Origin of the sequence: Pantoea rodasii (assembly GCF_002095465.1) — a bacterium.
GTDB lineage: Bacteria > Pseudomonadota > Gammaproteobacteria > Enterobacterales > Enterobacteriaceae > Pantoea > Pantoea rodasii.
In genome coordinates this window covers 21,467-33,542 of sequence record NZ_MLFP01000025.1, presented here as the reverse complement: position 1 = coordinate 33,542, position 12,076 = coordinate 21,467, and the positions used below count along the sequence as shown (strand labels likewise).

9 protein-coding genes and 2 pseudogenes are annotated in these 12,076 nt (G+C 52.3%); 7 read left to right on the top strand and 4 right to left on the bottom strand.

The window, feature by feature from the left end:
* Positions 1 to 971 precede the first annotated feature (971 nt).
* Together HA45_RS21390 and HA45_RS21385 are read left to right on the top strand one after the other, a co-directional pair.
* A complete protein-coding gene (locus tag HA45_RS21390) occupies positions 972 to 1,322 on the top strand; it encodes a hypothetical protein (protein WP_128599050.1) in 351 nt (116 codons plus the stop codon).
* Between the two features lie 308 nt (positions 1,323 to 1,630).
* Positions 1,631 to 2,379: pseudogene (locus HA45_RS21385) on the top strand (helix-turn-helix transcriptional regulator).
* Here HA45_RS21385 and HA45_RS21380 read toward each other — a convergent pair.
* A pseudogene (locus tag HA45_RS21380) lies at positions 2,351 to 2,982 on the bottom strand (acyl-homoserine-lactone synthase). The pseudogenes HA45_RS21385 and HA45_RS21380 sit on opposite strands and share 29 nt — an antisense overlap.
* A 561-nt stretch (positions 2,983 to 3,543) precedes the next feature.
* Between HA45_RS21380 and HA45_RS21375 the strand changes: the two are divergent.
* Positions 3,544 to 4,239 carry a hypothetical protein gene (locus HA45_RS21375; protein WP_100701421.1) on the top strand — a complete coding sequence of 232 codons (696 nt, stop codon included), beginning with the start codon at positions 3,544 to 3,546 and terminating at the stop codon, positions 4,237 to 4,239.
* A 441-nt stretch (positions 4,240 to 4,680) separates the two neighbouring features.
* Here the strand turns inward: HA45_RS21375 and HA45_RS21370 are convergent, their stop codons facing one another.
* Positions 4,681 to 5,550 (bottom strand): RepB family plasmid replication initiator protein, encoded by an 870-nt coding sequence (locus tag HA45_RS21370; protein WP_034827977.1) that lies wholly within the window; start codon positions 5,548 to 5,550, stop codon positions 4,681 to 4,683.
* 508 nt (positions 5,551 to 6,058) lie between these two features.
* Entirely contained in the window at positions 6,059 to 7,105 is a 1,047-nt protein-coding gene (locus tag HA45_RS21365; RefSeq protein ID WP_100701420.1) for an FUSC family protein, read from the bottom strand.
* Between the two features lie 682 nt (positions 7,106 to 7,787).
* Here HA45_RS21365 and HA45_RS21355 point away from each other — a divergent pair.
* Positions 7,788 to 8,165, top strand: coding sequence for a S24 family peptidase (locus HA45_RS21355; protein WP_100701418.1), 378 nt, complete (start codon positions 7,788 to 7,790; stop codon positions 8,163 to 8,165).
* A 2-nt stretch (positions 8,166 to 8,167) separates the two neighbouring features.
* Entirely contained in the window at positions 8,168 to 9,430 is a 1,263-nt protein-coding gene (gene umuC / locus HA45_RS21350) for a translesion error-prone DNA polymerase V subunit UmuC (RefSeq protein ID WP_100701417.1), read from the top strand.
* Between the two features lie 65 nt (positions 9,431 to 9,495).
* Here umuC and HA45_RS21345 read toward each other — a convergent pair whose 3' ends face one another.
* Positions 9,496 to 9,810 carry a hypothetical protein gene (locus HA45_RS21345; RefSeq protein WP_100701416.1) on the bottom strand — a complete coding sequence of 105 codons (315 nt, stop codon included), beginning with the start codon at positions 9,808 to 9,810 and terminating at the stop codon, positions 9,496 to 9,498.
* A gap of 158 nt (positions 9,811 to 9,968) precedes the next feature.
* Between HA45_RS21345 and HA45_RS21340 the strand changes: the two genes are divergently transcribed.
* Both HA45_RS21340 and HA45_RS21335 read left to right on the top strand, forming a co-directional pair.
* The gene (locus tag HA45_RS21340; protein ID WP_240629203.1) at positions 9,969 to 10,937 is read left to right on the top strand and encodes an FRG domain-containing protein; all 969 of its coding nucleotides are present in this window, start codon (positions 9,969 to 9,971) and stop codon (positions 10,935 to 10,937) included.
* Between the two features lie 678 nt (positions 10,938 to 11,615).
* Positions 11,616 to 11,816 carry a hypothetical protein gene (locus HA45_RS21335; protein ID WP_100701415.1) on the top strand — a complete coding sequence of 67 codons (201 nt, stop codon included), beginning with the start codon at positions 11,616 to 11,618 and terminating at the stop codon, positions 11,814 to 11,816.
* Positions 11,817 to 12,076 lie beyond the last annotated feature (260 nt).

Sequence of the window (12,076 nt, the reverse complement as noted above, 5' to 3'; positions counted from 1 at the left end):
CGCTGCTCGGCACGCACCTCGTGACCATCGTCTCGTTCCTGTCGGGGTGCGTGGCCGGCTATTTTCTTTTCGTCCGGTTTGGCTTCAGCGCCATGGCGGGGCTGGCTGGCCTGCTCATCCTCACCGCGCTAGGGGGCATCGCCCGCGCGCTGCATCTGACCGGCTGGCGTTTCTGGTAGCGGCCGGTACTTTCAGCAACGGCGGTCACGTGGAGATGAAAGCACCCTGACCGTCGGTATGGATCCACGGGCCGCTCCAGCCGGCGGCTGCAGGGCGTGAAGCAGCAGTCAGGGAATGCGATGGATCGCGCCGGCACCTGCAGAACGTCCATTTATCTGCCATCTTTAAGTCTGCCCGCTAAACGGCACTAGCAGCTTCCGGAAATGCTGCTTATCGGATGTTCGTCCTGTATGACATCAATGCTGAGGGATCCGGGCGGGCTGCTTTCGCCTGGGTTCACTGTATACTGTAAAAATGTACACTATATGCACGCTGGCATCTGCTACGCCCCTCTGCATGCGTCTTTTACTCAGATCTGACATTTTCTGAGCGCATTTACTGTTTACAGTGGCTCCCGGATCCGCCCAGACCGACACTCAGGATTGCAGGTACACCTTTGCCGTCCGTGAGCAGCCTGGAAATCTTCACAGCACGTGCGTGGCTGTTCTGCACGGTTTAACCATTTTTTACTCAGCTGAACGTAAGTTGCTGCCGATATTCTCGTCTGGAAGATCTTAATGGCATATGATGCCCGCCCGCTGTAACGGCCAGGCGCTTCCACCGTGCCTGTGCCTGCTGCGGGCGATCCCCTGCTTTAGTGACGACCGGCCGGCATAGCCTTAATGTCAGCCTGCCGGAGCGATTCCAACATATTCAGATAAGAGGATGACAATGAAAGAACTGGTAACCCAGGAACCGGGCTCTGACAGATCAGCCCTGCGTCAGGAAAACGTGCGCAGAGCATCAGCCTCATGCTTAAAGGACTGGGCGCACCAACCGTCGCAGGGCCGGATTCGTTCCGGTACCGCGACTACGACACCGCGCATCTGCGGGAAATGACGGAAGAGTGGAAACCACCTGCCAGAGAGGTGGTCTGCGCCTGGTTCGGCCACTTCCAGGCGTGTGTACCGGAGTATGCCACGGACGACAGGTTAGCCGTTCTGCTGGGCATGGGCGGTGAAGCCTCGCACTTGCTGCATGAGTATCGTCTGGGCTTTGCGTTTGTGCCCTATCACGTATGGCACCGCTTCCTTATCCTTTCAGGACGGGCCGGACAGGACATTGTCCCGGTGCTGCTTAACGTCGACGACAGCAATGGCTGAACCTGACGGCAGGCTGCGGAAACAGGACCAGATTAAACGCGATGAATTGCCTTGCGGCAGGGGGAGATGGTAAAATGTGAATCCGGTCAGCGGTAACTTTATTGTTTGCGTACCGTCTGACCGGATTTCCCTGGTGTTGGCTGTATTAGCTACCTGACCGAAAGGTCAGGTTTTTTTTCTGCCTCAACAACTTACACGCATTGTAACTGCTTGCCTTTCGTTTGTAAGTTATGCTTAAGTATTGTGTGGCCTGTACTTTAGTGCAGGTATGGTTTAAAACCCGCAATACGAAACCACCCGGAGCAGTGATGTTTGCTTTTTTTACTGGAAACAACACGATTACAGATACTCTGCAGGCATACATCCAGAGAAAGCTGCAGCCTTATGGCTCGCCTGAATATGCCTATACCGTCGTTAACAAAAAAAACCTTCAGAAGTTCTTATTATTTCCAGTTATCCGGACGAGTGGGTTCGCCTCTATCGTGCCAACAATTTCCAGCTGACCGATCCCGTAATTCTTTCTGCTTTCAAGCGCACCTCGCCTTTTTCCTGGGACGAAAACATCACGCTGATGTCCGACCTGCGGTTTACTAAAATTTTCACGCTGTCGCGGCAGTACAACATCGTCAACGGGTTCACCTTTGTGCTGCATGACCACATGAATAATCTTGCGCTCCTGTCGCTCATCATTAATGGCTCAGGGCAGGAAGGGCTTGAAGCCCGGATTTCTGCTGAGCAGGGTGCGCTACAGATGCTGCTGATCGACTTCAACGAGCAGATGTACAAGCTCACAGGATCGCTGGCCGACAAAGCGAAAGCATCGGGTGAAAGTGCCGGTGGCGCGATTTTTTCGGTGAGGGAAAACGAGGTTCTTTACTGGGCCAGCATGGGTAAGACGTATGCTGAGATCGCGGCCATTACCGGTATCTCCGTGAGTACGGTGAAGTTTCACATCAAGAATGTCGTTGTGAAGCTCGGAGTCAGCAACGCCCGGCAGGCCATCCGCCTGGGCGTTGAGCTGGATCTGATCAGACCGGCAGCTTCAGCGGCCAGGTAGTGGCCTCCTGAGGCTCACAGCCCGTACGGGCGATAACGGAGCCTGCCAGCTTCAGCTGGTCTTCGCCTGACGCCGGCAGCGTCAGCAGGTAAATCCGCTCTTTTTCGGTGAGGTGTGCTTCCTTTAGCACGGCAATCTGCCACCCTGATCGGCGCAGGATGGTCAGCATGGCCCGGCTTACGATAGTGTGGATGCGGGCATGTCCCCGCTGCTGTGCCCAGTTCACCATGGCCAGAAACAGCACCTGACTGACCGGATAACTCTCGCCCAGCAGGCTGCGTGCGCGCGCCTTGTCCACGAAAAACGACTGGATTCGGTCCCATCGGCTGGCAGCGCTACCGTGCTGAAGCAGTCGCGGAAGGTGTGAGTGATCATATTCGGCTGACTGAGAGCGGCAAAGCGGACGCTGCAGATAAGCTGCCCCTGATAAAGTCCGAGAATGTACTGCGTGCCCGGCCCGTCAAATTCGTCCGATTCCATTCCCTGGCTGCAGACCACGTCCCAGCCCAGGCGGTCACTGAAGGTCTGCTTGCGCAGCCTGTAAAGCTCTGACGCCCGCGTTGTCCTGAGCTCTTCATAGCTCACGTCAAAAAGTTCCAGCATTCCCTATCCCCTAAAACCGCGGCTGATTGCCGCAATACGTCGATTTTACAAATTATCGCGCACAGTTTCAGTGGATTAAGCAAATTTAAGTATTTTCACCGCGGCTGCGCCTGCACAGGCGGGTCGGAATGTGCTTACCAGTCCGGCGCAGGTCATGAGCGACGGGATCCTTCGCGTGCTGCGCTGAACGCCGGAAAGCGCTGCGCTGCCGCCTGATATATATCTGCAATCATTTTACCCGTAAAGGTCTCATGGCCTACAATGCCGGAATGGAACGGCGTCACTCCGGAGGCGCAATCAAAATAAAATCAGGGATAATAAAGATAATCTTAACGTCAGCGACCCTGCCCGGGGCGGCCTTAGCGGCCTGCCTGCAGGACAACCAGTTTCTGCCACGCAGGCTGGGTGCGGCTGTCACGAAGCAACGTTTTTATTGAGAACTGACCAGCGAGATCAGCTGACTGCTGTCGCATGATTATCATAGTTCCGACGGGGCATACAAAGGTTTCGCCCCGTTCCCTTCAGTCGGGTGCTCCGGGATAACATAAGGAAAATTACGTCATGAAAAATGAATTTCACCCACAGCTGCTGGAAGATGCGGCAGCCTGGTTGTTCTGGACGCTGGTATCCCGCGACGGGTTTGAGCTCACACTCAAAAATGTTTTACAGACCCGCGGACAGTCACTCCTCAACCATCCTGAGCGGGAAATCATTTTCCGGCGCTATCCGCTCGGGGAGATGCCAGCATCTACGTTCAGCGCCTTCTGCAGCGCTGTTGCTGAACACGCGCACGCCCGGGCTGTCCGGGAAGAAAATCTTACCGGCATGATTTACAGCGAGGACAGATTCAGCGGGAGGACGTCTTCTGCCGCCGGTATCTCTGCGGCACATCTTGATTTTCCTGTTACGGTCGAGGGTGACAGCTTTCCCCGGTACGGTTCTCTCTGCCTGCGTGCTCCTCTGCCCGCGGTCGTGTTTGCCGATTCACCGCCACCAGAGGGTGTCCTGCGGATTGCGGACACCCGCGCCCTGGGTTTCAGCATGCCGCTCTGGCTGTCACCCCAGATGGTCAGTCAGGTTGAATCCCGCCTGTGGCTTCTGACGGGGATATTTTTTATCCCCGTGCATCCGGAGCTGACAGACCGGCACTGGAAAAAAGTCATACCCAACGGCGTCTGTGCCAGAGAACGGATAATTATGGAGAAGGACGGGGAGGCCGTTAGCCTCGATTTCCACTGGCAAAGTCGTGCGCACTGAGATATTTAGAAGAGTACTGCCGAGAGCATGTGTGCCAGCGGGAAAGTGCTGCAGTGCTGAGAGAGCGCAAAGTAACCGTGCTGAGCCATCGTCAGTCCGGCTGTCGCTTATACGTGGTGCATATATATGAGGATAATCAGGCTGCCAGCTACAGGTGCAGGCCCTTAAGATGTGCGCTGGCGGGATAAGAAGCATGCAAGTGTGTGCTGATGGGATAAGAATACCGAGGATGTGCGCTGGCGGGGGAATGACGGAGTTTTTTCCCGCCAGCGCACATCTTAAGGGCGTTACCAGACTCAGATACGAGGTGAAGAAGAGCCTTTCCCGACAGCACACACGAATGAGCCGATCCTGATCATTCACACGGGTATTCTGCTCCTGATAGCGTGCCCGGCAGCACACACGTTTACTGATAGCCAGATCAGACCCGCCTGTCTCATATCATTGCAGATCTGATGGTTTGAGTTTTGGATTACGTTTATGAATAATAAGGTAATTCTCACGTTCTTTACGGACAAGTGAAAATTCCAGATACCCGATTTTCTGCAACTGCTCCAGCGCTTTTTTGATCGTGCGATTTTGTTCGCTCACCGAACTAGAGAGCGAAAGGCGTTCACGCAGGCGCGCAAAGGCCACGGGTATGGGATGAGCGGGCAGGCTTTCAATAAAGGTATATATGGCCTGGGCTGCCTCTTTCTTTGGAAGCGCCTTAATAGCATGCTGTTGCAGAAGCACGCGATAATCGAGCTGAAAAAGTTCCCAGAGCTTCTCATCGGCTTCAAGCTGAACAATGTCTTTGTCAGCGTCAAAATAGCCGGTTTTGAGCAGGCCTGTCTGGTAGCTGCCACGTACGTCTTTTCCCCGCTTAAACGAGATCGATTTATTACGCAGTTTACCCAGCGATTCATGAATGGCACTGCGCAGACGACTGTCTATGCGCTTGGCTGAAAACCCACACCCTTTTGCAAAATCGCTAAATTTCAGCTCGATTTTATTTGAATTAAGCCCGTGCTTGCTGAATGCATAGATGACGCCAATCCAGACCTTGAAGTCGCAGTCCATATCCAGACGCGGGCCCGCAATGTTGATGTTGTCGTAACCTTCAGCTCTGGCGATTTCCAGCTGGGAAAACAGCTCGGAGGCATCCACAACATTATTTTCCCCCTGCGATTTTGAAGGCTTGGGCACAAAAACGCCCAGTCGCATTAGCGCGACGGGCTGCACGGTATTATTAGAATTAACTGTGAGTTGTTTTTCCTTGCTGATCATGTCGCTGTACAGCGCATCGCCAATAAAAGTGTTTTCTTTCATTTTGTTATGTGAATTCCCTGCGCGTATGTGCTGGTCAAGAGTATGATCCGGGCTCTTCCCGCCAGCACACACAATACATCCCGGCACGACACATTTCCATCCCGCTGGCACACATATTTCACCCGCCAACACACACGAAGATCCCTTCAGTACACATCCGGATATGGCTTCAGGCCAGCGATGGCGGGGTTTGCAGAGGGCCGGGATCTATATGGAACTTAAGGGATCTAAGTGGAACTGTTATTGGATCGCTCCTGTGTATTTGTGGATAAGATCATTAAGGGGGAGCATAGCCTGAGCCCACAGGCTATCTCTGATATCGCTCTGCTGAATGGCTCCCTGCATTTAAGGTATCGGCGTGAGGATTCTGCTGTCTGACATTATGCACTGGCCCTCGCAGGTGACCTGCATGGCATGCATGTTTTCGGTACTTATCCTGGCGTTCGTAGCGGGCGTCACGCTGACGTGCCCCGCCCATCGTCCAGTGGATGGCATTAATGATGAAAAATCATCCTGTCCCTGAGCGGCTAACCTTCATAATTTGTTCGCGCGTGGCCATACGGGTAAGTATGATCGCCAGAATAGCAGTTGCCCCTCCCAGGGCAGTCGACTCAAACCGGTGCAGGGCAATACCTGTCTGAGGAATGCCGAATCCGGAGATCATGAAAACCACCATTGTGGTGATGAGAAAGCTGAAGAGGCCATACGAGCGATTAATCATTGAATAAGAGAAGGTGAAGGCAGCAAATCCGGTGATAATAAAGCCAGCCATTATGAATAACGAACTGCTGCAGTAATCGATAAGGCCGGCTGCCGTAATGCAGCCTGTCAGCGTGCCAAGCACACGTGCCTGCACCCTTGACAACGTATCCCGGTAATTATTTCGCAGGCAGATGAGCAGCGTCATACCCGCCCAGTAGCCATTAGTCAGGTTTAGCAGATGAACTGCCGTCAGCGCACCAGCCATCCCCAGCATGCCGCATATGACTGACCATTGCAGATGGACACGATGTTTGTACTTAACAAGAAAATGCATTAAAAAACGTTTCCACGTGCCCGGGCTGAAATCGCGAAGCTGAAAGTTTCGTCGCTGGAAAATTATTGCAAGAATTATCATCTGTAGTGTTCCGCCTGCGCCGACAAGGCCGGCACGCAGAAGGGCATGCTCCGGGGTTCCGGCAAAGCTGCCCGACACGAGGTAAGTAATTGTCCACTGCTGCAGCATCCACCATGCACTGACATCGATGTTAGCCATCACCACATACAAGCCGGTGTAAAGCAGTGCACCGGCCACATACAGGGAAAATATATTTCCAGTCAGACTACCCAGCCAGGCAGAAAAAATAAGACCCGCCACAGTGGTTGCGAGCAATGACAGTGATGACCCCCCCCATGTTTTGTTTGCTCCGAAAGCAAGGGTAATCGCGCCACCTGTTGCGATACTGGCTGCGGCAACATGGTCGGTCAAATAGCCTGCAACGCTGATAAAGATGATGGCGGGCAGGCAGTAGAGCCCCAGCGTAAGATCGTGTCGGATACCCGGTTTAGACGGCATGAGATCTCCCGTACACAAACAGGGCTGAATAATGACTAAAAATGAGAAATCCGGCTGCGGCCTTCGTTGATAACACTGTTTTCTTCTCCTTTAAAATCCTGTTGGTCGGCTTTTAAAATAATTGGTTTTAAGAGCCACTACGGGCAGCTTTACCTGGACCTTAATTCGGTTCAGCATTTCTGGCCTGCTCCCGATGAGGAGCAGCACACGCGTGCCTGGCGCGGCGTTGAACCGGCCAATGGGCTCCGGGTCGAGCGTAATTTCATCCTATGTCATGCACAGCACGTCAAAATACTCACCACGGCTGCTGTACTGCGCAAATCTTCCACACATGGTGAGCTCCCGCTGTGGCTGTAAGAATAGCGGCTTATACTGATATCAGAGATGTCATCCGGCCTGTACGCGTTGTACACAGGAGCTGTCAGGAGCACGTATGAATTATTATCAGAAGCTGAGTCAGCCCGCCGTCAGAGCGGAAATGGCGCATGACTGGCCGCCTGCCGCCTCGCAGTGGCAGACGCTGCTCAGACGGCCGGCAGCCCACCCCTGGCGACAGTGGATAATCGGGCGCGTAAAATACTGCAGGGCGCGCGCATGTGATATGCCCCCGCGACACTGAATCCGGTTAAACAATGCATGCTCATTTTACCGCGGTTACCTGCTGTCAGAACGGAGACTGTCTATGGCCTTTCAGAGCCCGGCCCAGAATTACAGAGAGACGCGCCTGAACCTGGGTGACCTCGTCAGCCTCTCCCCTCATTCCACCTATCTGATGCGCAGCGACAGCACTTTTCCTGACGCCGGCATTGTGAAAGGTTCAGTGCTGGCCATCGACCGGGCGCTGAGCGCGACGCATGGCCAGCTCATTGTTGCCGAGGTGGAAGGCGAACTTACGCTGCGGCGCCTGCTGCTCAACCCCGTTCCCGCCCTGCAGGCGCCGGATGCGGATGAAACCGTCACGCTGATCGACGTGAGCCAGCCGCTGCCGGTCTGGGGCGTGGTGGCCTATGCCCTCACCGACGTGGCCGGGCTGGGATTCAGCGGACCCGCCGGAGAGTGACCATGTTTGCCCTTGCGGATGCCAACAACTTTTATGCCTCCTGCGAAACCGTGTTCCGTCCCGACCTGCGCGGCAGGCCCATCGTCGTCGTCTCTAACAACGACGGGTGCGTGATTGCCCGCTCGGCAGAGGCGAAGCGGATGGGCATTAAAATGGCCGCCCCGCTGTTTCAGAACGAGCGTTTCTTCCGCGAGAACGGCGTGCACGTGTTCAGCTCCAACTACGAGCTATACGGTGACATGTCGGCGCGCATGATGGCCATACTGGGAGAGATGGCGGCGGGGCAGGAAGTCTATTCCATTGATGAGAGCTTTCTGGACGTGACCGGGATTGGCAGCCTGATCCCACTGGAGTCGTTCGGCCAGCAGATGCGTGCGCGCATCCGGCAGGAAACGGGGCTGATTATCGGCGTGGGCTTCGGCCCGACCAAGACGCTGGCCAAGCTCGCCAACCACGCGGCCAAAAAGTGGACGAAGACAAACGGCGTGGTGGATTTGTCCGAACGGAGCCGGCAGCGGAAGCTGCTGCAGCTGACTGACGTCAGCGACGTCTGGGGCATCGGGCGGCGTATCAGCGTGCGCATGAACCAGCTGGGCATCACCACGGCGCTGCAGCTGGCCGACAGCAACGCCAGCATGATACGAAAGAACTTTGACGTCATCACCGAGCGCACCGCGCGAGAGCTGAACGGAGAGTCCTGCCTGGCGCTTGAGGACGCACCACCGCCGAAGCAGCAGATAGTGAACTCGCGCTCCTTCGGGCAGCGCGTCACGCATCTGGAGGACATACAGCAGGCGGTGGTGCTTTACGCCACACGCGCGGCGGAAAAGCTCAGGGAGCAGGACGCCCGCTGCCGGCACATCAGCGTCTCTATCGCCACGGGCCGGCACGGGGACGGGCCGCAGTACTCGAATACGGCATCGTGCATCTGCGACTATCCGACGAATGATACGCGGGACATTATTGATTCCGCGCTGCGGGGTCTGGGTACTATCTGGCGTGACGGCTACCGGTACGCGAAGGCCGGCGTCATGCTGGGTGATTTTTATCAGTCAGGCGTGGCGCAGTTCGACATGTTCAGCGAGCAGCTGCCGCGCGCCAACGCTGACGCACTGATGGCGGCGCTGGACGGCATCAACCGTTCGGGCCGGGGAAAGGTATGGTTTGCGGGCCAGGGGGCTCAGGACAGCAGCTGGCAGATGAAGCGCGAAATGCTGTCCCCACGGTACACCACGCGACTACGCGATATCCCGGTTATTAAATGATGATCTGTACTTCTGTCGAAGAAATGCTGTTTTGTGAATAGGGCATAATCAAATGTGAGTTTTATCTATTCCCACCAGTGGATCACGACAGTGTAACCGTTTCCTTTCTCAGCGATTTCTTCTACTTGATACCCCGTCATTCGGATGTAATCACACGCAAACTCAGCCACGTCACTGTCTGTCTCAAACGTATAGCTGCATTTACCCCGCCCCGCCATTGCCGCTTTTTCAATTTCAGCGATGACTTTTTCAACGTGAGGTGCCGCCGACCTTGCCAGCGCTTCCTCTGTCAGTTCCTTTTTCCGTGCCTGCGTGGTTCTTACTGCTTCACATGCATGCAGGCGTCTCGGCAGAAGTTCGTGCAGTAATGAATGACTCATATAGTTCCTTTTCTTTTCATTAAACCAGCCTGATAACATCCACAATAAAACATGAAACTATATTTGAAGCAAAATTGAAGGTTATCTTCCGCAGTCGCAGGCATTTGTGCAATTATAACTGGAGTCAGAATTACATCAAAAACTATAGGATAATCTGCATGTTTAATCTAATCATTGGTGGTGAACCTCACAATTTTGAAGGGTGGCCGATGCATGTAATTATGAATGGGAGTGATACGTTTCCGCTTACTCGTATGCTTGAGGGTACTCCTGAATATATTTACGATAAACTCTATCCCGTAACAGCCAAATCACTCAGCTTTATAAGCAACTTGCCCACTTTAATAATGACTGAAGCTTACACGGACTGGGAGAGTGATGATGAAACCAGATATATCAATATAAGATTGGCAGATGTATCAGAAATGCATATCAATAAAAAGGATGTTGTTTTCAATTTTGATATTAAAAAGGATTACGGTAAAAGAGTTTTAGTAGATGAAAAGGTAGTTGAAAATTTTTTAAGCCTTGGTTTTTTTGGATTAAACAGAACTCATTGGGCGGTCAAAGACGGAGACATCAACACTATCCTTGAATCGATGCACCTAGAATCTATGAAGGTTGAACCTGTCAATCCAGAGTTACCTGTACCGCAACATTATTATCCAAGTGTGAATTCCGTAGAATCTTTCCTACACTTGGTGTTCGGGAATGAAAGGGATGAGGATAAAGAAGTATTTTATCGCGGCCATTCGGACAACAAATACAAACTGGAGCCCTCTTTATTCAGACTTAATAAAGAGGGTAACTCACTTCACCTTGAAAATGAATCAACAATGGTTAGGGATATACTGACATCGCAACCGGGTGAATTTCAGAATGATAAGTATATGCTGGATAAGTTGGTAAGAATGCAGAATTACGGGCTTCCGACGCGACTGCTTGATATCACGTCAAATCCTTTGATCGCTTTATATTTTGCGTGTCTTGCAAGCGTAAATGATACGGGCGAAAAAGTCGGTCAGGTAATCTCATTTTCAGTCCAAAGGAATAAAATTAAGTTTTACGAGTCAGATACCGTAAGCTGTATTGCCAATCTTGCAATGCTGCCGCATGAGTACAAATAAAAACTGAATTATGAAAAAGACATTAATGAATTTAACCAGCAGGATGCATGTGCAAAACTTGTTCATTACATCCGGGATGAAAAACCCTACTTCACTAACAAGATTGAACCTTCTGACTTGTCGAAAATAATCTTCGTCAGAGGCAGGGTCAGCAATAATAGAATATCTTCCCAGTCGGGTGCTTTTCTGCTTTTTGGTAATGATGCAATTTTGCCTGATAATGATGAAGGTTTTCCTATTTACCGAATAAACATTGTGAATCAGAAAAATATTCTTAAAGAGCTAAGAATACTCAATATACATGAAGAGACGGTTTATCCGGGCATCGAGAAATCTGCAAGTGAAATTAAACGAAAATATATGGTAACCCGATAGACAGGCACACAATCAGGTACAGATTGGATTTGCGATCCAGCGCGTTTTTCAGCTTGAATAACTTCCTACCTGCCTTGCTGCTCCGGCATTATCCCCTAAACTGTTATCGGCTTCATACTTTTTATGAAATGTCATACACAGCACGCAGGGTACGAGAGAACCTTTCCCTTTCTCTCAATTTTCCCGCCCCGTGCGGGTTTTTTTGCCTTTCGATTTACAGTGATTCCGCCGAATTACTTTGGAGAGACTTAACGCAGAATGTATGATTCTATGCTCTAAGGGACGCCTGCTGGAGAAGTGTTTATGTTTGCTGAAATAAAAGACAGTTCGTACTTCGGTTATAAAAAAGTAGCGATCGTGGAGTTTGAGCGTGTTAAAGACGAACAACTCATTTATGGCGACCGCAGATACAGACTGACCCTGGCTAACTCAAGGGTAACGGAGGTTGTTCTTAACAAGGTAGAGTGGGAAAAACTGGAAGCTGATTCTGTCAGAGTCTTATAAAACCGCTACGCGGCCGCCGTCAGGCGGTTTTTTTACGCCCTCTTCCCGGCGTTCGGGTTTATGGGTGGTTTACCGAATCCGTCCCCTGCCCTGTCGATACCACATATAGTGAATGCGGGGGAACCGGACGGCCAACACCAGGGCAATACGATCCGGTTTCTCCGCTGTGCCATTCGGGTTTACTCCTTAATCAGCAAGTTTAACCGAATGACCGATCACCTTTTGCCGGGGTTTTTGTTCTGCCCTTCCCTGCGTGAGCG